Source organism: Protaetiibacter sp. SSC-01, assembly GCF_014483895.1.
Classification (GTDB): domain Bacteria; phylum Actinomycetota; class Actinomycetes; order Actinomycetales; family Microbacteriaceae; genus Homoserinibacter.
Genome location: NZ_CP059987.1, coordinates 267,297 through 289,078 on the forward strand (window position 1 = coordinate 267,297; position 21,782 = coordinate 289,078).

A 21,782-nucleotide genomic window follows, 5' to 3' on the forward strand; every position below is an offset into this window, starting at 1 on the left:
CGAGCGCTACCCGATCCGGCGAGCGCGCCCGGTGCGCCGGCCGCGCTCGCCGGTTTCGGTGGCGCTCGCGGCGACCGCGGCCGTGCTCGCGCTCGCGGGGTGCACGATGACGGCGCCCGAGCCCCTGCCGACCGCGGCGGGCGGCGACGGCATCGAACTCGACATCGGGCCGCGGCATCCGTTCGTCGACGCGGGGCCGACGGGCGTGACGATCGTCGACGGCGACGACTGGTCGCTGCCCGACTGGGTGCGGCCCGCGGCGAACTCGGGCTACTTCTCGGAGGATGCCGACGCATCCGAGCTCGTCGCCGTGCGCTCGATCGACGTGAGCTGGCGGCAGCTGCGGCCGACGCCCGAGAAGACCATCGACCCCACGGCATCCGGATCGGCCCAGGGCATGAGCTTCGACGGCCTCGACGCGCAGCTGCGGGAGCCGGGCGACTTCTGGATGCGCATCTTCGCGAGCGGCAAGGACTGGGCGCCGCGCTGGGTCGTCGAGGAGTGCGGGGTGTCGACGTACGGCCCCGACTACGACGGTCAGAGGCACCTGCCGATCTGGGACGAGTGCGTGTGGGGCCACCTCGTGGACACCTACCGGATGCTGTTCGTCGACCTCGGCCTCGCGGCCGACCCGCGGCTGCGGTTCGTGTACGTGCCGGGCGCCTTCACGTGGGCGGAGTACGACTACGAGATGGTGACGGCCGCGGTCGACGCGGGCGAGCTCGACGAGGAGACGTATCTCGCCTGGTACCGGCACGCGTGGACGGATCTCGTGTCGCTCTTCGGCGAGCACGCCGACAAGCTCGTCTTCACGGGCGAGGACTACCCGTGGGGCCCCTTCGGCGCGGCCGACGACCTGCTCGCGCGCGAGGCCGTGGATGCCGGCATGGGCATCCGCACGGGGATCACCGAGCTCTCGAACTTCCACCTGAGCGAGGCGCCCGCCTACGGATCGCGCATGCAGCCCGACGGGCACATGGTCGTCGACGAGACGCTGCCCATTCACTCGGGGCGCTACATCGTCGCGACCGAGAACGAGTGCTTCACCGACTGCGGCTATGAGACCGATGACGTCTACTACGCGGTGCGGCAGGCGAACCTCAAGGCGCTGCAGCTGCGCATGAACTGGATGTACGTGGTGCCGGGCCCGTCGTACATGGCCGAGTACCGGGAGCACTGGGACTGGCTGCGGCTCTCGCTCGGCCAGACCGCCGCGACCTCGGCGGATGCGTGGGCGGCGTTCCGCGACGCGGAGGACACGTACTGGGCCGAGCCCGAGTCGGGACCGTTCGACGACCCCGAGTCGTGGCGGGACCGGCCGTGGGTGCGCAACCTCGAGCGCTGGCTCGTGCAGGTCGACGAGCCGGGCTCGATCGCGCACCGCACCGACGTCGACGTGCACGCGCACGTGTTCGAGGAGGACAACGGCGTCGCCCGCGAGGGGCTCTCGACGGATGCCGCGGCGGGCGACACGGGCTTCGTGCTCGAGGTGGATCCGCGGTTCGCGAGCGCCGCATCCGGGTCCGCGTCGATCGTGCTCAAGGTGACCTACCTCGACGCGGGAGCGGGTTCGTTCGCGGTCGACACCGCCGCGGGTGCGTCACCGTCGGTCGCGCGCACGCACTCGGGCGCCTGGCGCACCGCGACCATCGCGCTGCCCGATGGCGCCCTCGCCGCATCCGGCACCGCCGCGCCCGGCACTGCCGCGCCCCGCATCCGCATCTCACTCGCCGAGGGCGCCGACGACCTCGTCGTCCGCTTCGCCCGCCTCATCCGCGCCTAGCCCGCGCGCGAGTCGTACCTCCCCGATCGGGGTGTGTCGGGGGTCCGCGATGTTCCCTAGGATCGGCGAACGATCCGAGAGGGGTTGGATGATGACCGCAGCAGCTGACTGGTATCCCGATCCGACGGGGCGCCACGAGAAGCGCTACTGGAGCGGGTCCGCGTGGACGGAGCACGTGTTCACCGCGGGCACCCAGGCCGTGGATCCGATGCGAGCGGTGGACCCCCCTGTCGTACACGACGTGGTCGTTGAGCCGATCGTCGCTGCGCCCGCGACCCCGAAGGTCCCGATGTTCGGCGCGCGGAAGTTCGCGGGGGAGGCCCTGCAGGAGAACGCGCGCCTGCAGGCGCTCATCGACAAACATGGGCTCAAGTCGCTCGCCCAGCTCGATGCGACCCGCGACGAGATCCGTGCGCAGATAGCCGCCGCCCACGCCGAGCTGTCGTCGGTGCGGGGGTCGATTCACTACGCGCAACAGGAACTCGCATCGGTGCGGTCGGCGGTCGTGGACCTCCGCGCCGCGGTGGATCTTCAGGAGTTCGGTCTCTACGACTTCGAAAACCCAGCGGAGTCGTCGGTCACCCTCGCGACGCAGCTCGAGCAGCTCCGTACGCAGATCAAGGAGGCCGTGCGTCGAGGGCAGGCCACGTCGGCGACCACCAACTTCACCTTCAACAACAGCAGAGCCAAAGGCGACAAGTTCGTACGCGACATGTCCAAGCTCATGCTCCGCTCGTACAACGCGGAAGCGGAGAACTGCATCAAGGCCGTCCGAGCCGGCAACCTTGCCACCGCGCAGAAGCGACTCAGCACAGCGGTCGACCAGGTCGCGAGGCTCGGCACCATGATCGATCTCCAGATCACGAGCTACTACCACGGCCTCCGGCTGCGGGAGCTCGAGCTTGCGAGTCGCCACCTGCAGGCCCTTCAAGCGGAGAAGGAGCGGGAGAGGGAACGTCGTGAGCAGCTGCGCCAGCAGCGGCTTGCCGAGCAGGAGCTCGCGAAGGAGAAGGAGCGGCTCGAGAAGGAGCGGAAGCATTACGAAAACGTCCTCGCGACCCTCATCGCGAACGGGGATGTGGAGGGTGCCGAGCGGCTGCGTGCCCAGCTGGCCGACGTGGAGAAGGCCATTCAAGATGTCGACTACCGAACGGCGAACATCCGTGCGGGCTACGTCTACGTCATCAGCAACCTCGGGTCGTTCGGCCCTGACGTCGTGAAGATCGGCATGACCCGCCGTCTCGACCCGATGGACCGCGTCAACGAGTTGGGCGACGCATCCGTGCCATTCCGCTTCGATGTGCATGCGCTCTTCTTCGCCGACGATGCGGTAGCGATCGAGACCATGCTCCACCAGCACTTCGCGGACAGGAGGCTGAACAAGGTGAACCTGCGCCGGGAGTACTTCCGTGCCACGCCGGCCGAGGTTCTCGAGGTGCTGAGAGAGCACCATGTCGAGGTGATCGAGTACACGGTCGAGCCCGCAGCCCTCGAGTACCGAGGCAGCATCGCGACCTGAGCGCAGCGCGAACGGCCGAGTGGCGCTCATCTCGAGGGCGAGTTCGCGTCCGCCCTGCTCCCGTTCCGCGACTCACAAGGGCGGAGACGGTCAGGACCGCTCGGCCTTCTTGTCGATCTGCTCGAGCAGCTCCTTGAGCGCCTTCTCGATCGAGGTGTGGTCGTACTGCCCCGCGCGGCTCTCGCCCGAGATGACGGCGCAGCGGTGCAGCTTGCGGAAGTCGCCGTAGGGGAACAGGTAGCGGCCCTTCGTGCCCTCGGTGGCATCCGTGTCCTCGCCCAGGAACCATCGCGAGTACTCGGCCATGCCGTGCTTCTCGATGAAGGCGTTGCCGTCGTCGGCGCTCGGGGCGTGCTCGCTCCAGTCGTCGCGTTCGTCGGCCACGTAGTCGCCGCCGCGCAGCAGGCCGCGGGCGTGGGAGAGGGCGTCGTCGTTCAGTCGTACCGTCATGTCTCCGGTCTACGCCGAGCGCTCGGGGCCATCGAGGCCCTTGACAGGGGCGGCGAGCGGATGCGGCGCTCGCCAATCTGCAACTCAGGGGTTGCATTAGGTGCGGGAGGGGTGCAACCTGGGGATTGCATATCCGCACGAGAAAGGGAAGCATCATGAGCATGACCATCAACCCGCCGGCCGTCGTCGACGAGGAGTCGTTCAGCGTCCGGCGCAGCATCCGCATCGCCGCGCCCGTCGAGAAGGTGTGGTCGGCGATCACCGACCCCGCTCACATCTCGCAATGGTTCGGCCAGACGGTGCTCGACGGCGCCGGCCCCGGAGCGACCGGCACGATGAGCTTCGAGGGCTATGGCGCGATCCCGCTGCGCATCGAGGCGGTCGACGCCCCGCGCGAGATCACCTACCGCTGGGGCAACGACGACGCCGCGCCGGAGCGCCCGGCGCAGCTCGAGGAGGAGACCTCCACGGTCTTCACGTTCACCCTCGCCGAGGTCGAGGGCGGTACGCAGCTCAGCGTCGTCGAGACCGGCTTCGAGCGCACGAGCGACCCGCTCGCCAACGTGCGCGACCACGGCACCGGCTGGACCGACGAGCTCGACAAGCTCGTCGCCCTGCTCGAGGGCGGCGCGTGACCGACACCCTCGTTCCCGTGTTCGCCGCTCTCGGAGACGAGACCCGGTGGAGCATCCTCGCAGCGCTCGGCGAGGGCGACGCATCCGCGTCCGCTCTCGCCGGGCGTCTGCCCGTGACCCGCCAGGCCATCGCGAAGCACCTCGCCGTCTTGCAGGAGGTGGGGCTCGTCGAGCCCGTGCGCGTCGGCCGCGAGGTGCGCTACCGGGTGATCGGCGCGCAGCTCGAGGCCACCGCCCGCCGCCTCGACGCGATCGGCGCCGAGTGGGACCGCCGCCTGCGCGACATCAAGCGCATCGCCGAGCAGCTCTAGTCCCTGCGGTCCCCTCACGCGGCACGGTCACGCGGCGAAGGCGCCCGGGGTGGTGCCGAGCACGCGACGGAAGTGGCGGGTCAGGTGCGCCTGGTCGTGGAACCCGGATGCCGCCGCAGCCTCCGCCGGCGACCGCCCGGCCAGCAGCAGCCGCCGCGCTCGGTCGACGCGGCGCCCCGTCACGTAGCGGTGCGGCGCGATGCCGTACGCCTGCGAGAACACCCGCACGAGGTGGCTCGGGTGCGCGCCGAGCAGGCGCGCGGCTTCCTCGATCGTGAACGTCTCGAGCAGGCGCTCGTCGAGCATCCGCCTCAGGCGCCGGGCGAGCGGCGCATCCCGCACCGCGCGAGCAGCGGATGCCGTGCCCCCGTACTGCGCACCCGCCGCCTCGCGCAAGGCGAGCACGCCGCACTCGGCCGCCATGACGTCCGCCGGGTGGGCGAGCGCGTCGTGGATGCCGGCGACGATCGCGAGGGCCCGCGGGTCGCGCAGCACCGGGTCGGCGACCGCCGCATCCGCCGCCGACGCGGGCAGCCAGTCGCGCGCGAGGTACAGCACGCGCTTGCGGAACGGCGTCCCCTCGACGGCCGAGCGCCCGTCGTGCGGCACGAGCGGCGGCAGCAGGGTGACGGCAGCCGGCGTCGCGTGGTGCCCGTGCCGGTCGAGCTCGTAGGCGACCGCGCCGTCGTCGATGAGCAGCACGGTCCAGTCGTCGTGCACGTGCGCGGGGTAGGCGTGCTGGGCGAAGGTCGCGTGCAGCACCTCGGCGACCCCCGGAACCTCGGGGTGCCACGCGCGCACCGTCTCCGTCATGCAAGGAACGTACAAGACCGCCGCCGCGCGGTCGATGGATGCTCGGAGCATGACCGACACCGACTACGCCCCGGATGCCGTCGTGCGCTTCGACACGAAGACGGTCGTGCTGCTGCGCGACGGCCTCGCGCCGTGGCAGGAGCTCAACGTGACGGCGTTCCTCATGAGCGCGATCGCCACAAGCGAGCCGGGCCTCGTGGGCGAGCCGTACCGCGACGCCGATGGCACGGAGTACCTGCCCATGCTGCGCCAGCCCGTGCTCGTGCTCGCGGCATCGGGTGAGGTGCTCGCGTCGGCGCGCGAGCGGGCGCTCGGCCGCGGCATCCCGCTCGCGATCTACACGCGCGAGCTGTTCTCGACGGGCCACGATGCGGCCAACCGCGCGGCCGTCGCCGCCGTCGGGGGTGCCGAGCTCGACCTCGTCGGCATCGGGATGCGGGGCCCGCGCAACGCCGTCGACCGCGTCGTGAAGGGCGCGCGGATGCACGAATAGGGCGCGCACGCCCCGCGGGTGCCAGGATGGAGTCGCGCTTACGATCGGGGGTCGGCGATGACGTACCGCTCTGCTCCGGATGACGGCGTCGCGCAGCTCTCGCGGATCATGCGCGAGGCCGCGACGGAGGCTCCCGCCCCCGGCGAATCCGCATCCGAGACCCGCCCACCCCGCATGCACGAGCGCCTCGGCCCGGACGGTCGACGTCGCGGCCCGCGCGGCGGGGTCATCGCCGGCATCGTCGCCGTGCTCGTCGTCGCGCTCGTCGGCGGCTACGTCGGCTGGGCGCTCACCGCCCCGCTGCCCGCGGCAGCCGGCGACGCCGTCACCCCGACCGCCGCGGCGGGCGCACCCGCGCGCCTCGACCTGCCGGTCGACGGCGCCTACGCGCTGAGCGTCACGGGCGGCGAGGAGTTCCTCGGCACCGGCGGACTCGACGTCGTCAGTTCCGACGAGCAGCGGTCGATGGCAAGCATCACGAAGGTCGTCACCGCCCTCGTCATCCTCGACGCGAAGCCGCTCGCGAGCCCCGACGACCCCGGGCCCACGATCACCTTCAGCAAGGCCGACCACGACCTCTACGACGCCTACTACGTTCAGGACGCGACGATCGCCGCGATGCCGACCGGCAGCCGGATGTCCCTCCACGACGCGCTCGAGATGATGCTCGTCGTCTCGGCCACGAACTACGCGGATGCCGTCTCGACCTGGGCGTTCGGCTCGCGCTCCGCTTTCCTCCGGGCGACGAGCGCCTGGCTCGCCGCCAACGGCTTCAGCCGCACGACCGTCGTCGAGCCGACCGGCATCGACCGCCGGAACGTGAGCACGCCGTCGGAGTTGCTCGCCCTCGGGCGCCTCGCGATGGCGGACCCGGTGGTCGCGGGCATCGTGGGGCGCGCGGCTCTCCGCGTCCCGGGCTTCGAGGGCGCGTCGAACACGAACGCGCTGCTCGGCACCGAGGGCATCCGCGGCATCAAGACGGGCACCCTCGACACGTCGAACCTGCTGTTCTCGTCGCTGCTCGACGTCGGCCTTGAGGAGCCGCTCGAGATCACGGGCGTCGTGCTCGGCGCCCAGACGCGAGACAGCGTCACGCTGGAGGTGCGGGCCTGGCTCGAGAGTATCCGGCTGGGGTTCCACGAGGTCGTCGCGAATGAGAAGGATCTGGCGATCGGCACCTACTCGACGCCGTGGGGCGAGAGCTCCCGCATCCTCCTCGCCGAGGAGGCGCGGCTGCTCACCTGGTCGGACACGCCCATCGAGGCGACGCTCGGCGAGCTGCGCCTCGAGACGGGCGCGGCAGGGGAGCAGGTCGGCGAGCTCACGTGGACGGCTGGCCCGCGCACGGTGACGGTGCCCGTCGTGCTGGAGAGCACGATCCACCCGCCCGACGAGTGGTGGCGGCTGACGCATCCATCCGAGATCGGCTGAGACTCTGCGGGCCCCGCGGGGCTGTCAACCCCCTGTCAGGCGTGGCGCGCGCCGGGGATCCTCGACGCATGACGAAGGACACGAACGACAACGGCATCGCCGACGGCTCCGTCGACCCCGACATCGCCCCCACGCCCCCCGACGAGGACGCGGAGAAGGACGACGACCCGCAGGGCATGAAGGGTCAGCTCGACGACTCGATGGACGGCCTCGAGGAAGGCGACGACGTCGGAGAGGCGTCGCGCGGCATCCCCCAGGACTAGCGCCCAGGCGGCGCCGGATCAGACGGTCGCGTCGAGCGCGAGCACGCCCGCCCCGACGGCGCACACGGCGTCGCCGAGGCCCGCGAGCTCGACGCGCACCGCGCGCGCCGCGGGGCCCATGGCTCCCCCGGCGACGATGCGCCGCACGGGATCGAGCAGCTGCGAGCCCGAGCGCGTGACGCCGCCCCCGAGCACGACGACCTCGGGCTCGAGGATGTTGACGAAGTCGGTCACGGCCTGGCCGAGCAGTTCGACCGTCTCCTCCCAGATGACGGATGCGAGCGGGTCGCCCTCGGCCGCGGCGCGCGCGACGTGCTCGGCGGTCGTCGGCGCCGTGAGGTGCGTCTCGAGTTCCCCGCGCTCGATGAGCTCGTCGGCGCGGCGCCCGATGAAGGTTCCGGAGGCGTAGGCCTCGAGGCAGCCGCGTCGGCCGCATAGGCATTCGCGGCCGCCGCGTACGACGGTGATGTGGCCGAACTCGCCGCCGTTGCCCGCGGCACCGCGGTGCAGGCGCCCGTCGATGACGGCCCCGCCGCCGATGCCGGTCGAGATCGTGAGATAGATCGACGACCCGCTGCCCGCTGCGGCGCCGTGCCGGTACTCGGCGAGGGCGGCGAGCGTCGCGTCGTTCTCGAGGAAGGCGGGGAGCCCGAACTCGTCGCGCGCGCGGTCGACGATGGGGATGTCGATCCAGCCGGGCAGGTGCAGCGGGCCCGTGAGCACGCCGGCAGCCGCATCCAGCGGCCCGCCGCACGAGATCCCGACGCCGCGGATGCCGCCCGCCGCCTCGGGGGCGGCGGCCATCGCCCGCCGACCCAGCTCGAAGAGCCGCGGGATGATGACGTCGGGCCCCTCCTCGCGGCGGGTGGGCTCGACCGTGAAGCCGTGGATGCGGCCGTCGGCGGTCACGACCCCCGCGGCGAGCTTGGTGCCGCCGATGTCGAGCGCGAGCGCGGCGTCCATGGTGTCTCCTCGCTCGAGGCGGCGCGGTGTGAACGGCATGTGGTAACGATGCCACACGCGACTATAGGCGACCCCGAGCGGTGAAGCAATGCCGGATGACACGATCGGTCGGCGAAAGCAAGGGGTCGCGGGAACCGGGTGCGGGAGCGACAGTGAGAGGGCACCGTCACGAAGGAGACCCCCATGCGCGCACGCGCCCGCACGCCCCTCGCCGTCGGCATCGCCCTCGCGATCGCCGTGCCGGCAGCCGTGTTCGTCACGAACGCCGTCGACCGCCGTCGGCCGAAAGCCGCTGCGCCCCTGCTCAGCGGGCTCTGCGTGCCCTCGCTCTCTCCGTCGCCGGTGCCCCCGGAGCACCCGCACGCCCTGACCTGAGCCGGGCGCCGGGCCGGGTCACACCCGCTCGGCCACCACGACGTCGACGATCGCCTCGACGTGCTGACCGAGCCGCAGCTCGCCGATCGTCACATCGATCGCGAGCCGGTTGCGGCGCGACACCGCGTCGCCCGTCGTCACGCGGAACACGAGCTCGCGCTCCTCGCCCGGAGCGAGGGTCGCACGCGCGACGGACGGTTCGACCGCCCAGCCGTGCGGCACGACGGGCGTGAGCACGGCATCCGCCTCGCTCGCGTGCGGGTTGCGCACCACGGCGCGGTAGTCGAGCGCCGAGTGCGGCTCGGCCGCCGCCCGATACGGGTAGAGCCGGCAGAGCACGCCGTCGGCGCCGAGGTCGAGCTCGTCGAGCGGCAGCAGCTCGTGATGCAGCTCGTCGAGGTTCGCGCCCGCCTGCAGCAGGTACTCGAGGTACGCGGGGTCGGTCGTGCGCGGCTCCCAGTGGCCGCTCAGCAGCAGGCCGGGCGCGATGCGCCGGTAGAGCTGCGCGCTCGCGACGTAGTCGCCCAGACGGAAGCGGTTGCGGTACTGGTAGTTCAGGATCTCGCGGCGCTCGCCGGGGAGGCCCAGGTTCTCCTGCTGGTCGCCCGTGAACACGACCTTCACGCCGTCGACCTCGACCTCGAACGCCGCCGCGAAGAGCGTGTGGCCGGGCTGGTCGTGCACCGTGATCTCGTACTCGTTCCAGCGCACCGTCTCGCCGAGCGGCAGCGAGCGGTCGGCGACGATCGGCTCGTACCACTGGCACGGCAGGTCGTGCTCCCACGGGTCGGCGAGCACGGGCGCGACGTGCTCGGGCGCCCAGATCTCGGTGCCCTCGACGTCACGCAGCAGCGGCATCCCCGCTACGTGGTCGTCGTGGTAGTGGGTCGCGAGCACGGCCGAGATGCGGGTGACGCCGAACTGCTTCTTGAGCGCGGGGAGGGATGCGAGCCACGGTCGGCGGGACGCCCGGTCCTGGCCCGTCGGCAGACCCGTCGTCATGTCATAGCCGTAGTCGACGAGCAGCGCCTCGCCCGTGCGCGACAGCAGCACGTAACTGCACGAGAGGCTTGAGCGGTTGAGCAGCAGGTGCTCGGTGAGCGGCACGTAGGGGTTCCGCAGGCGGTCGACGAGGTTCCAGTCGTGCCAGCGGCGCGAGTCGACGTACGCGTTCATGCGCTCGGCGAGCAGCGTGAGCGCGGCCACGGCATCCGTCATGACGTCGCCGTGCGAGGGCAGCAGCCGGTCGGGTCGCTCGTCGGCGAGCAGGTGGCAGCTGAGCACCGCCATCGCGGGCCCCTCGGTGGCCGTGTAGCTCCACTGCGTCGCGGCGAGCGACCACACCTTGCCGGGCGCGTAGATGAGGTCGCCCGTGAAGGCGAGGCGCTCGCCGTCGCGGTGCACGAGATAGCTCACCGAGCCGACCGTGTGGCCGGGCGTCGGAAGCGGACGCACGTCGACGCCGCCGACCGTCCACCAGCGGTACTCGGGCACGGTGCCGTGCACGGGCACGGGGTCGAGCAGCGAGAAGCGGTCCTGGCGCACGTTGTAGTCGTTGTCGAGCGTGCGGGTGGCCCACATCTCGTCGACGCGCGCGAAGAGGTCGACCTCGACGGGCGGCACGTGGATGCGAGCACCGTGGTCGACCGCGCGCGGGAGGCCCTGCGCCTGGTCGCGGTGATGGTGCGTCATGAGCACGTCGGTGATGCGGTCGATGCCGAGCGCGGGGAGCGCGTCGAGCGCCGCGCCCGCCCCGAAGTCGATCGCGATCGCCGTGCGCGCGCCGTCCTCGGCGGGCCGGTCGGCGACGATGAGGTAGACGTTGCACGTGTCGGGCACGAGCCACACCCCGCGCGCGACCTCCCGCGGTGCCGCGCTCACGCCCGGGCCTCGCGGTAGGCGCGCCAGCTCGCGGCGACGCGCTCGAGGTCGGCGCCCTCGATGCGCTCTCCGCTGTTGTCGATCGCCTCGACGTAGTAGAGCGCCGGCACGCCGTAGCGCGGCTGCGCCTCCACGTAGGCGAGCCACGACGCGCGGTCGGGCATGGGCCACTGGTCGGTGTCGACGAGGTGCTCGGGCAGCACGCGCGACGCGATGCCGTGGCGCATCGCGAGCTGGTCGGTCACGGGCACGCGCTTCCGGTGCACGTCGCGCTCGGTCACGTCGTTGAGGCGCACCATGTCGCACACGTCGCCGAACGACGGATGCACGGCGTGCGCGACGAGCAGCGCGTCCGGCTTCGTCTCGCGCGCGGCCGTCGCGATCGTCTCGAGCAGCAGGTGCACGGCGGCGATGCCCCACACGCCGTCGGTGCCGGTGAGGCTCGCGCCGCTCGGGCCGCGCTGCGTGAAGTCGATCTTGAAGCCGTCGGCATCGAGGCCGTCGGGTCCGAGCAGGCGCCGCACGATGCCCGCGAGGCGCTCGCGGTAGCCGGGGTGCCCGGGGTCGACCGTGACGGGTTCGCCCACGGCGTTGCGCACGCACTCCTCCGCGGGGATGCCCTCGGCATCCCACGCCTTCCACCACAGCAGAACCTTGCGGCCCTCGGCGTGGCGCGCGTCGATCCACGCGCGCAGGTCGGGCCACTTGTCGGCGTCGACCTCGCCCGTGCCGTAGGCGGCCTGCCAGCGGTCGTCGATCACGATCGTTCCGGGGTCGACGTCGTGCGCGTCGAGCCGCGCGAGGAAGGCGTCGTATACGTCCTGGCGCGCGAAGTCGGGCGCGGCGCGCACCGTCGCGACGTCGTCCTCGACCGAGACGAGGGGGCCCGTCTCGGCGTCCGGGTCGTCGTGGTGCAGGCGGTGCGCGGCGCGCGCGCACTGGGCGCCCCATCCGCAGAACAGCGGCTCGGTCCACCAGTCGGCGGCGGGGCGGGGCGACGGCGCGTGGCCGTGCGCCGCGAGGTCGGCGCGGTAGTCGTCGAGCACGCCCCATCCGGATGCCGCGGGCCGCAGCACGAGCGCGGGCGAGCACCACGCGCCCCACACGGGCGTGTGCCCCTCGTAGTCGAGCTGCAGCAGGAAGCCCCCGTCGAGCGGCTTGTAGCGCACCGTCGTCATCGTGAGCTCCTGCACGGGCGCGCGCAGCCACATCCCGAGCCAGTCGCCGGCGGGCGGCCGCGTGGCCTCGGTCGGCGCCTCGCGCGAGAGGCCGAAGGCGAGCGGCGGGGGCGAGAAGACGGCGTTGAGGCGGCCGGCATCCGCGTCTCCCACGACGCCGAGCACGGCGGGCGAGGTGGAGGGGCGCACGAACTGCACCGGCTCGGTCGCGGCGGGCACCATGACGCCGCCGAAGCGGATGTCGGAGCGGAAGACACCGCTCGCGGAGTTGGGCATGGCGCCCGTGCCGCCGAAGAGCGTGACGTCGGTGAGCGAGCCCGTGCCCTCGAGCTCGAGCCGCACCTCGAGCTGCTCGGGGGTGCAGCGCAGCACGAGCTCGCGCCGCAGCCAGACGCTGCTGCGGGCGATGACGCGCAGCTCGACGGCGTCATCGGTCTCGTCGGCCTCGATGCGCTCGACATGCACGGTGTCGTCGGATGCGAGGCGCGTGTGGGCGGACGCGAGCAGGCTCAGATACGACCAGGGTTCTCCGTGCGCGTCGCTCAGGATGGCGACGGGGGCCCGGAAGAGGGCGGCGGCGGTGTCGGGGATCTCGAGCCGGTAGCCGGGCGCGCGCACGTGGATGCGGTGTCCGGACCGCTCGACGCTGACGGCCCGGGGAGCCGTCGTCGTGTCGGCGAAGGGCATGCCGACATCGTATCTGAGATCGTTCCCAGAGAGGAGTGGCGATCTCGGGCGACGGCGGTGCGGGCCGGATGCGGGGTCAGTTCGCGGGGCGGGCCGTCGACGCGCGGCGGGCGAAGCCCGCGGGGAGCGTTACGGTGTGCGGTGCCCGCTGCGGGTCCGCGATGCGCGCGATGAGCTGATCGACGGCCGTGCGGCCGAGCTCCGCTGCATCCTGCCGGATCGCCGTGACGCCGGGCGTCACCATGCTCATCCACGGCGCGTCGTCGAAGGCGACGATGCTGAGCTGCTCGGGGATCGAGAGCCCGAGTGCGCGCGCCGCGCGCCAGACGCCCTCCGCGAGCAGGTTGTTGGCGGCGAAGACGGCCGTCGGGCGGTCGTCGCCGGAGAGCAGCTCCGTCATGACCCGCTCGGCGGCCTCCGCGTCCCAACCGGCCGCGACCACGAGCGAGGGGTCGAGCGCGACCCCCGCGGCGTCGAGGGCGTCCGCGAAGCCCGCGCGCCGCTCGCGACCCGTCGTCCAGTCGGTCTCGTCGATCACGAGCGCGATGCGGCGGTGGCCGAGGCTCAGCAGGTGCTCCGTCGTCGCATGCGCGGCGTGGCGGTTGTCAATCACCACGGCATCCGCTTCGCCGAAGACGCGGTCGACCTCGACGACCGGCACGTGCTGACGCTGCAGGAAGGCGACGGCGTCGCCCGCGACGGGCGTCAGCACGACCCCCGCGACGCGTGACGCGACGAACGCGCGCGCGGCCTCGAGCTCGTCCTCGGCGCTGCCGCCGTCGTCGACGAGCAGCATCGTGTAGCCCGCGCGGCGGGCGCGCTCACCCGCGCCGAACGCGAGGTCGGCGTAGAAGGCGTTGCGCAGGTCGGAGACGATGACGCCGATGACGCGGCTCGAGCGCTGCTTGAGGCTGCGGGCGGTCGCGTCGACGACGTAGCCGAGGTCGTCGGCGGCCTTGCGCACGCGCTGGCGCACGGGCTCGGCGACGTAGCCGGTTCCGGCGAGGGCGCGCGACGCCGTCGAGCGGGACACGCCTGCGCGCTCCGCGACCTCCTTGATGGTCACGCGGCCGGGAGTCGACGGCTCGGATGCGCTCATGCCTTCCCTCCAGTCAGTGGGCGTCAGCCTATCGGAGCAGGAACCTCACAACCGCTGGGCCCGCACGAGGCGCGCGTAGAGGCCGCGCGCCGCGACGAGCTCGTCGTGCGAGCCCACCTCGACGACGCGCCCGTGCTCGAGCACGACGATGCGGTCGGCCGACCGGATGGTGCTGAGCCGGTGCGCGACGACGAGCGTCGTGCGGCCCGCGCGCAGGCGCTCGAGCGCCTCCTGCACGGCTGACTCCGACTCCGAGTCGAGCGCCGACGTCGCCTCGTCGAGCAGCAGCACGCGCGGGTCGCGGATGAGCGCGCGAGCGATCGCGAGGCGCTGGCGCTGGCCGCCCGAGAGCCGTGCGCCGCGCTGCCCGACGACGGTGTCCCATCCGTCCGGCAGCTCCTCGACGAGCTCCCACGCGTTGGCGTCGCGCAGCGCCTGCTCGAGCTGCTCGTCGGAGACCCCGGGCAGGCCGTAGGTGACGTTCTCGCGGATCGAGCCCTCGAACATGACCGACTCCTGCGGCACGACCGAGAAGAACCCGCGCACCTGCCGCAGGTCGAGGCGGGCCGTGTCGTGCCCGTCGAGCAGGATGCGGCCCCGCGTCGGGCGCACGAAGCCCAGCACGAGGTTGAGCAGCGTCGACTTGCCGGATCCGCTCGGGCCGACGAACGCGACCGTCTCGCCCGGTGCGATCTCGAGGTCGACGTCCTCGAGCGCGAGCAGACGGTCGCCGGGGTAGTGGAAGTGCACGTGCTCGAGGCGGATGGCGCCCGTCACGGCGTCGAGCGTCGCCTTGCCCTGGTTGAGCTCGAGGTCGGGGTCCTCGAGCACCTCGGCGATCGAGCGCACCGACTCGCGGCCGCGCGCGAGGGTCGGGGCGAGGTTGAGCAGCATGACGATCGCGTTCGTGAGGATCGTGAAGTACGAGCTCAGCAGCACGACCTGCCCGGGCGTGATGTCGAGGATGCCGGAGAGCGACGCGAAGGCCGCCGCGCACAGGCAAAACATCGTGAGCAGCTGGAACATGAGCCACGACACCGCACCGAAGCGGCCGTTGAGCTGGTCGAGCAGGTGGGCGGCGTCGCGCACGTCCTCGACGCTGTCGACGACGCGCGCCGCCGCGACGCGCTCCAGCCCGTGGGCGCGCGTGACGGGCATGAGGGTCGCCATCTCGCCGACGCGCGCCGAGAACCCCTCCATGCGGTGCCGGAACGCCTCGTTGCGGCGGTGGGAGACGCGCCGCACCGCGACGACGAGGCCCACGCCGATGGGGATCGTGAGGGCGAACACGAGGATGAACGCCGGCACCTGGATCGCCGTCATCGTGAGCGCGCCGATGAGGATGCAGATGCTCGACATGATGGGCGCGAACGAGCCCTGGAGCATCTGCTCGATGTTCTCGACGTCGCGCACGACCTTGGTCTGGATGACGGCCGCGCTCGCGCGCGTGTGGAAGCCGATCGAGAGGTTCTGCAGCCGCTCGACGAGCGCGTTGCGCAGGTCGGCGCCCACCTGCCGGTACACGCGGCTCCACTGGTCGTTGTAGAAGATGCCGACGGGGTAGTTCTGGCCGAGCACGACCGCCGCGGCGAGCGCGTAGAAGCCGAGGGTCTGCAGCTCGCCGCGGTTCGCGACGACGTCGATCACGGCGCCCGTGATGACGGGCAGCAGCCACTGGGGACTGTCCTTGACGATGTACGCCGGGATGATGAGCAGCATCCGTCGCCGGTGCCGCAGCACGAGGCTCAGCAGGCTCCGCATGGGCGGGCGCTGCGTCGGCAGCGTGATGGGTGCGGTGTGGTCCTCGGGGATCTGCGCGGTCATCGCGCCGCCGCCTCCCCGACCCCGGCATCCCCGTCCATCATGTCCTCCGCGGCGTGCAGGAGCACGCCGGCCGACCACGCGTGCGAGAGCGTGAGGATCATCCCCTTCGGTTGGAAGCACTCCGTCTGGTAGTACCGCTCGGTGATCATGCCGCGGTACGCCCCGAGCTCGCCGTCGCGCCGCGGCAGCAGCTGCCGGAAGCACGCGAACGCCTCCTCGGCGCGGATGCGGTACCAGTCGTCGCCCGTCCACTCGCTCAGCTCGATGAGCTCGTCGGTGCAGATGAGCCCGTAGGCGTGCACGTGCTGGTTGGAGCTCGACGCCTGGTCGGCGCCGCGTGTGCGGAAGCCGTAGACCCCGAGCGGGGTGAGCGGGTCGAACGCGACGTCGTAGGAGTAGCGGAACGTGAAGGTCCACTCGGCCGCGCGCCGCGCGAGGTCGAGCCAGCGCTCCTCGCGCGTGACCCGGTAGAGCGCGGCGTAGGCCATGACGGCGACGTAGCCGTCCTCGCTCGTCGGGGCGAGGTCGACGTCTTCGGGGGCGCCGTGCAGGTACTCGGCGTGCACGGCATCCGCGTAGTACGCGCCCGCGCGCTCGGCCGCCGGCAGGTAGCGCTCGTCCCAGTCGCGCGCGGCGACGAGCGCGGGCACCCACGCGAGCGCCGCGGTGCCCTCCCACGAGAGCACCTCGCCCGTCGTCGCATCGTGGATGAGGCCGAGGGCGCCGTCGGCGCGCTGGCGGCCGACGATCGCGTCGAGGTTCGAGCGGGCGGCCTCGCGCCACCGCGGACGGTCGTCGAGCGCGATCGCCCGCAGCAGGAAGTCGGTCGCCTCACCGAGCGTGCGGGCGTGCAGGCCGTTCGGGATGCGCGTCCAGCTCTGGCTCCACCCGCGGCCGCGGTACCACGTGCCCCAGAAGGTGCCGGAGGGGGAGAGCTCGGCCGTGCAGAAGTCGATGACGCGACGTGCCGCATCCGTCGCCCGCTCGTCGCCCGTGCGGATGCCGTGGCGCAGCAGGGCGGTCGCCCACGGGATGCCGCTCACCCAGCCGACGTGCATCGCCTGGCGGTCGACGCTCTTCCCGTCGCGCCCCGAGACCTCGCGGTCGAAGCCGATCGTCTCGAGCAGCACGCCGGGGTCGGGGTCGTAGTGCCAGCGCACGAGCCCCTCTGCCGCGATCTCGGCGGCCTCGGCGGCATCCGTCCACGGGTTCTGCGGGTAGCGCTCGCGGGAGGCCGCGTGCAGCTCGCGCAGCACGCGGTCGTAGTCGTGGCGATCGCTCGTGAGCGGCACGACGCGCACGCGGATGCGCACGGTCTCGCCCGGCGCGAAGCGGTGCAGTCGCACCTCGGCGGGGCGTGGCGCCGCGTCGCCGTAGTACGAGACGGGGTACTCGCGCGCCGGGGCCGTGACGGCGAGCGAGGCGCGTCCGTCGCGCACGGCGAAGCCGATCGCCTGCTCGCCGAGCTCGCCCGTCTCGTCGGTCACGAGGGCGGCGCCCGGCAGGCCGGGACCGGCCCAGCAGAACACGGCGCACGTCGCGGCGCGGTCGGCGCGCACGTGCCACTCGTCGCTCACCATCGCGGCGTGCTGCTCGGGGCTCGTGGCGCCGAGCTCGAAGCGCGGGAAGACGCGGTCGTTCGCGGCCGGCCGGTTCTCGCCGTAGAACGCGCCCGGGATGAGCACGGAGGCGTCGGGCGCCGCGAGCTCGACGACGAGACGCACCGCGGCATCCGTCGGCTCATCGCCGCGGTACGCGACCTCGACCTCGTACGCCGTGCCCGATCCGGCCGCCTCGGCGCGGACGGCGACGGAGAAGTCGGCGGCGTCCGCGTCGAGGATCTCGACGCGCGGATCCGGGACCGGACCGGGCGCGGACATCAGCCCTCGTCGAGCGGGAGCTCGAGCAGGTCGAGCTCGACGATGTCGCCCTCGCGCGGCACGCGGAAGGTGCGGATGCGGTAGGGCTCGAAGCTCGCCTCGATGCTGCGCCCGATGAGGGGCAGCTCGATCGTCGCGTCGCTCGTCTCGCCGCGGGTCTCGACCGCGCGCACGATGAGGTCGGCGCCGCCCGGCACGTCGGCCGGGTCCTCGGAGCCCTTGAGCGCGGTCACCATGACGGCGCCGCGGCCGTCGTCGGCGTACGAGCCCTGCGGGCCGAGCGGTCCCTCGTGGAACGACTCGAGCATGGCCCGCACGCGCTGACCGAGCTCGACGGCTCGGCGGGCGGGCTGCGCCGCGCGGTGGTCGCCGCGGTGCGGCACGAGCTCGTAGCGGAAGCGCTGCACGCCCTGGTCCTGGAACGAGTAGTAGCCCGACTCGTCGAGCAGGCGCGGGTCGTGCCACGAGTACACGGGGCTGCGCACGGCCGTGATGCCGATGCTCGGGGCGTCGCCGGGCGACACGTCCCAGCCGTGCTTGTTCGTCGCGACGACCGTGAGGCCCGCGGCGGCTCCGTCGATCGTGCCCGTGAGGTCGACCCACGACTGGGCGGGCTCCTCGGCGCCGTCGACGGGGCGCTCGAGCTCGCCGAACGGGATCTCGTACGTCGCCTTCGGTGCCTCGAGCGCAGTCGGGAAGCGGAGCTTGAGCAGGTGGGCCTGCTCGCGCCAGTCGAGGGTCACCTCGACGCGCAGCTCGCGGGCGTCGTGGCCGAGCACGAACTCCTCGACGAGGGTCGAGCGGCCCCACGAACGCTCGACGCGGATGCTCGCGCGCAGCGCGCCCGACTCGCGCACCGCGATCCGGTCGACCGTCATGGGCGCGCCCTCCCACGCGTAGGAGACCACGCGGTGGCCCCACGTGTCGGTGGGGTCGTCGACGATCTGCGTGTGGGTCGCCCCCGACGCGCCCGCGACGACGTCGACGCCCGTCTCCTTGTCGAGCAGCGACACGAGCCAGCCCGTCTCGGGGTCGAGCTCGGCGCGCAGGAACTCGTTCTCCAGCACCGTCTCGGTCACGACGAGGCCGCGCGAGGGGGCCGGGTCGAGGGCGGGACCCGGGCGGAGGCGGTAGAGGCGGTAGCCGAAGGGCGGGAGGCTGGCACGGAACGCGACCGCGCCGCGGCCCTTGTCATCCGTCGTCGCGACCGACTGCACGCGCTGCGACACGGCCGTCACGCCGTCGCCGTCGACGACGTGCACGCCGTTCGGCTGCACGCCGTACTGCAGCTCGACGTCCTCCTCGACCGCCCACGGGTGCGGGTTGAAGACGACGACGGGCTGCGTGGCGGCCTCGAACGGGATGTCGATGCGCGCGGCGATCATGTTGTGGGCGCGCGTGATGATGCGCTTCGAGATCGCGACGGCCTCGCCGAGCTGGTCGCGCGCGTCGTCGTACGACTGCTCGATCGCGGAGCCCGGCAGGATGTCGTGGAACTGGTTGAAGAGCACCTGCTTCCACGCGCGCTCGAGGTCGTCGCGCGGGTAGTCCACGCCGCTCTCGAGCGCCGACACGGCAGCCCAGCGCTCGGCGTTCAGCACGGCGAACTGGGCGCGACGCTGCCAGGCCTTGATGCCCGAGTGCGCCGAGTAGCATCCGGGCGCGTGGTGCTGCAGGTCGTCGCGGCGCACGCCGAGGGAGTCGAGGAAGGCCGGCCCGCGAGCGAGCATCTCGTCGAAGTACTCACGCGGTGACGACATCTTCATCCTCCCGAAGCTGCCCATGCGGTCGTAGCGGTGGATCGAGTCGATGTTGGCCTTCGTGGGGCCGCCGCCGTGGTTGCCGACGCCGTAGAAAACCATGGCCTCGCCGAGCGAGGAGTCGAGCTGGGCGATCGACTTCTCGGTCTGCCAGGCGACGTCGCCGGGCGGGGAGCAGTACTCGAACGGGATGCGGTAGGCGAGCACCCGCGTGCCGTCGGGCGCCTCCCACCAGAAGAGGGAGTGGTCGAGGTCGGACTCGTGCTTGCCGGGCCGCAGGAACATGTAGGAGTCGAGGCGGTGCCCCTGCAGGATCTGCGGCAGCATCGCGTTGTGCCCGAACGGGTCGACGTTCATGCCGACCTCGGCGAGCTTCCCGAAGCGGCTCAGGAGGTAGCGCTGGCCGTAGAGGCCCTGGCGCGCGAACGACTCGCCCATCGGCATGTTGTTGTCGGGCTCGACCCACCAGCCTCCCGCGTTCACCCAGCGACCCTCGGCGACGCGCTCCTGGATGCGGGCGAAGAGCTCGGGGTCCTGCTCCTCGACCCACGACAGCAGCACGATCTGGTCGCACGTGAAGACGAAGTCGGGGTACTCCTCCATGCGGTCGAGCACCGAGCGGAAGGTCGCGCGGGCCTCCTGGTAGCCCTCCTGCCACGGCCACAACCACACGGGGTCGAGGTGCGCGTTGCCGATCATGTGCAGCACGCGGTCGGGCGTCGCGTACGGGCGCGGGGCGGCGGGCACGGTTTCGGGGCGGAAGCCCGAGGGCGCGTTGGAGAGGGGCGCCCCGGCCGGGGGCGCGGTCGGCTGCGGCGTGGAGGTCACACGTACTCCTGGTCGTCGTCGGCCCACGCATCGATCATCTCGCTGATCGCGTGGAGCATGAAGGTGTGCATCTCCTGGATGCGCGGCGTCGTCGGGCTCGGCACGATGAGCGCGACATCGGCGTGCTCGAGGGCGGGCCCGCCGTCGCCGCCGCCGAACAGGATCGTCGTGGCGCCGTTCGCGCGCGCGGCGGCGAGCGCCGTGACGATGTTGGCGCTGCGTCCGCTCGTCGTGAACGCGGCCACGACATCCGCGGGCTTCGCGAGCGCCTGCACCTGGCGGGCGAAGACGTCGTCGTAGGCGTAGTCGTTCGCGATGCACGTCATCGTCGTCGGATCGGTCGAGAGCGTCACGGCGGGCAGCGGCCGGCGGTCGCGCTTGTAGTGGCCGATGATCTCGCCCGTGAAGTGCTGCGCGTCGGCGGCGCTGCCGCCGTTGCCGAAGGTGTACAGGATGCCGCCCTCGCCGTAGGCCCGGATGAGTGCGTCGGCGGCGCGGCGCACCTCGGGCAGGAGCGCCTCGGCGCGCTCGGCGACGGCGCGGTGGTCGGCGAGCTGGGCGCTCATCCACTCGGGGACTGTCGGTTCAGGCATGACTGGGCTCCTCGCTCCGGTCGGCGGCGTGGACGGCCGCGCCGACGACGCACACGGCGTCGCCGAGGGCGGCGAACTCGATGCGGGTGGCGGCCGCGGCGGGCGGCATGGCCCAGCGCGCGACGTGGGCACGCACGGGGTCGAGCAGGAGGGCTCCGGCGCGCGTGACGCCGCCGCCGAGCACGACGACCTCGGGTTCGAAGGTGTTGACGAGGTCGGTGACGGCCTGGCCGATCACCTCGACCGTCTCGTCCCACACGGAGAGGGCGAGCCGGTCGCCCGACTGCGCGGCGGCGACGACGTCCTCGGCGCGCACGGTCTCGAGCGCCGAGAGCAGGCTCGTCTCGTCGCTCGCGGCGAGGGCGTCGCGCGCGCGGAGGGCGACCGAGGTGCCCGAGGCGTACGCCTCGAGGCAGCCGCGCCGGCCGCACGTGCAGAGCCGGCCGCCGGGTCGCACCATGATGTGGCCGAACTCCCCCCCGTTGGCGGCGGCGCCGCGGTGCAGGCGCCCGCCGACGATCGCGCCTCCCCCGACGCCCGTGGAGAGCGTGAGGTAGAGCGCGTCGGAGGCGCCCCGCGCGATGCCGTGGCGGTGCTCGGCGATCATGCCCGCTGTCGCGTCGTTCACGAGGTGCGCGGGCACGCCGAACTCCTCGGCTGCGAGCGCTGCGAGGGGCACGGCGTCCCAGTCGGGCAGGTTGAGGGGGCGGTGCACGACGCCCGCCTCGGCGTCGAGCGGTCCGCCGCAGCTGATGCCGACGGCGTCGACGTGGGGCTGGCCCGCGTCGGCGAACGAGTCGTGAGCGAGGTCGAAGAGGCGCCGCACGACGGCCGCGTGGCCCTCCTCCTTGCGGGTGGGCGTGATCCGCAGCCCGGTGACCGTGCCGTCGGTCGCCACGACGCCGGTCGCGAGCTTCGTGCCCCCGATGTCGAGCGCGAGCGTCGATCGCGTCGGTGCGGTCATTGCGTGTCCTGACTGAGTGGTGCGGAGGCCGGGGCGGGCTCGATGTCTGACA

The 21,782-nt window shown here is 72.5% G+C and carries 19 protein-coding genes; 8 read left to right on the forward strand and 11 right to left on the reverse strand.

The genetic code is table 11. The annotated features are described in order from the left end of the window. The first annotated feature begins 58 nt into the window (after window positions 1–58). Entirely contained in the window at window positions 59–1,783 is a 1,725-nt protein-coding gene (locus tag H4J02_RS01235; RefSeq protein ID WP_187675331.1) for a hypothetical protein, read from the forward strand. 88 nt (window positions 1,784–1,871) lie between these two features. Continuing rightward, window positions 1,872–3,302 carry a DUF4041 domain-containing protein gene (locus H4J02_RS01240; RefSeq protein ID WP_262406166.1) on the forward strand — a complete coding sequence of 477 codons (1,431 nt, stop codon included), beginning with the start codon at window positions 1,872–1,874 and terminating at the stop codon, window positions 3,300–3,302. 90 nt (window positions 3,303–3,392) lie between these two features. On the opposite strand, the gene H4J02_RS01245 is transcribed toward H4J02_RS01240, so the two are convergent. Continuing rightward, a complete protein-coding gene (locus tag H4J02_RS01245; protein ID WP_187675332.1) occupies window positions 3,393–3,752 on the reverse strand; it encodes a hypothetical protein in 360 nt (119 codons plus the stop codon). Window positions 3,753–3,907: 155 nt separating this feature from the next. Here H4J02_RS01245 and H4J02_RS01250 point away from each other — a divergent pair, with 155 nt between their 5' ends. Together H4J02_RS01250 and H4J02_RS01255 are read left to right on the forward strand one after the other, a co-directional pair. Next, the gene (locus H4J02_RS01250; RefSeq protein WP_187675333.1) at window positions 3,908–4,387 is read left to right on the forward strand and encodes an SRPBCC domain-containing protein; all 480 of its coding nucleotides are present in this window, start codon (window positions 3,908–3,910) and stop codon (window positions 4,385–4,387) included. Then, on the forward strand, window positions 4,384–4,698 hold the full coding sequence (locus tag H4J02_RS01255) for a helix-turn-helix transcriptional regulator (RefSeq protein WP_187675334.1): 315 nt from the start codon (window positions 4,384–4,386) through the stop codon (window positions 4,696–4,698). The genes H4J02_RS01250 and H4J02_RS01255 overlap by 4 nt, the downstream gene beginning before the upstream one ends. Window positions 4,699–4,725: 27 nt before the next feature. Here the strand turns inward: H4J02_RS01255 and H4J02_RS01260 are convergent, their stop codons facing one another. Then, window positions 4,726–5,511 carry an AraC family transcriptional regulator gene (locus H4J02_RS01260; RefSeq protein ID WP_187675335.1) on the reverse strand — a complete coding sequence of 262 codons (786 nt, stop codon included), beginning with the start codon at window positions 5,509–5,511 and terminating at the stop codon, window positions 4,726–4,728. 49 nt (window positions 5,512–5,560) lie between these two features. On the opposite strand from H4J02_RS01260, the gene H4J02_RS01265 reads away from it, so the two are divergent. The 3 genes from H4J02_RS01265 to H4J02_RS01275 all read left to right on the forward strand — a co-directional run bounded on the left by H4J02_RS01265 (window position 5,561) and on the right by H4J02_RS01275 (window position 7,698). Continuing rightward, a complete protein-coding gene (locus H4J02_RS01265) occupies window positions 5,561–6,004 on the forward strand; it encodes a DUF2000 domain-containing protein (protein ID WP_187675336.1) in 444 nt (147 codons plus the stop codon). Between the two features lie 57 nt (window positions 6,005–6,061). After that, complete coding sequence (locus tag H4J02_RS01270) at window positions 6,062–7,435, forward strand: D-alanyl-D-alanine carboxypeptidase family protein (protein WP_187675337.1); 1,374 nt, start codon at window positions 6,062–6,064, stop codon at window positions 7,433–7,435. 68 nt (window positions 7,436–7,503) lie between these two features. Continuing rightward, complete coding sequence (locus H4J02_RS01275) at window positions 7,504–7,698, forward strand: hypothetical protein (protein ID WP_187675338.1); 195 nt, start codon at window positions 7,504–7,506, stop codon at window positions 7,696–7,698. An 18-nt stretch (window positions 7,699–7,716) separates the two neighbouring features. Here H4J02_RS01275 and H4J02_RS01280 read toward each other — a convergent pair whose 3' ends face one another. Beyond that, entirely contained in the window at window positions 7,717–8,661 is a 945-nt protein-coding gene (locus tag H4J02_RS01280) for an ROK family protein (RefSeq protein WP_262406167.1), read from the reverse strand. Window positions 8,662–8,844: 183 nt separating this feature from the next. Here H4J02_RS01280 and H4J02_RS01285 point away from each other — a divergent pair, with 183 nt between their 5' ends. Continuing rightward, window positions 8,845–9,036 carry a hypothetical protein gene (locus H4J02_RS01285; RefSeq protein WP_187675340.1) on the forward strand — a complete coding sequence of 64 codons (192 nt, stop codon included), beginning with the start codon at window positions 8,845–8,847 and terminating at the stop codon, window positions 9,034–9,036. A gap of 18 nt (window positions 9,037–9,054) precedes the next feature. Here the strand turns inward: H4J02_RS01285 and H4J02_RS01290 are convergent, their stop codons facing one another. From H4J02_RS01290 to H4J02_RS01320, 8 genes are all read right to left on the reverse strand, one after another. After that, window positions 9,055–10,917, reverse strand: coding sequence for an MBL fold metallo-hydrolase (locus H4J02_RS01290; protein WP_262406168.1), 1,863 nt, complete (start codon window positions 10,915–10,917; stop codon window positions 9,055–9,057). Continuing rightward, entirely contained in the window at window positions 10,914–12,782 is a 1,869-nt protein-coding gene (locus H4J02_RS13955) for a hypothetical protein (protein WP_262406169.1), read from the reverse strand. The genes H4J02_RS01290 and H4J02_RS13955 overlap by 4 nt, the downstream gene beginning before the upstream one ends. 76 nt (window positions 12,783–12,858) lie before the next feature. Then, a complete protein-coding gene (locus H4J02_RS01295; RefSeq protein WP_187675342.1) occupies window positions 12,859–13,881 on the reverse strand; it encodes a LacI family DNA-binding transcriptional regulator in 1,023 nt (340 codons plus the stop codon). A gap of 45 nt (window positions 13,882–13,926) precedes the next feature. Next, on the reverse strand, window positions 13,927–15,705 hold the full coding sequence (locus tag H4J02_RS01300; protein WP_187675343.1) for an ABC transporter ATP-binding protein: 1,779 nt from the start codon (window positions 15,703–15,705) through the stop codon (window positions 13,927–13,929). Beyond that, a complete protein-coding gene (locus tag H4J02_RS01305) occupies window positions 15,702–17,585 on the reverse strand; it encodes a hypothetical protein (protein WP_187675344.1) in 1,884 nt (627 codons plus the stop codon). Before H4J02_RS01305 ends, H4J02_RS01300 begins: the two co-directional genes overlap by 4 nt. Further along, window positions 17,585–20,173 (reverse strand): alpha-mannosidase, encoded by a 2,589-nt coding sequence (locus tag H4J02_RS01310; protein WP_262406170.1) that lies wholly within the window; start codon window positions 20,171–20,173, stop codon window positions 17,585–17,587. Before H4J02_RS01310 ends, H4J02_RS01305 begins: the two co-directional genes overlap by 1 nt. Further along, window positions 20,170–20,766, reverse strand: a complete 597-nt coding sequence (locus H4J02_RS01315) for an SIS domain-containing protein (RefSeq protein WP_187675345.1) — start codon at window positions 20,764–20,766, stop codon at window positions 20,170–20,172. Before H4J02_RS01315 ends, H4J02_RS01310 begins: the two co-directional genes overlap by 4 nt. Continuing rightward, window positions 20,759–21,730: an ROK family protein gene (locus H4J02_RS01320; protein WP_187675346.1), complete on the reverse strand. Its 972-nt coding sequence runs from the start codon at window positions 21,728–21,730 to the stop codon at window positions 20,759–20,761. Before H4J02_RS01320 ends, H4J02_RS01315 begins: the two co-directional genes overlap by 8 nt. Window positions 21,731–21,782: the final 52 nt, after the last annotated feature.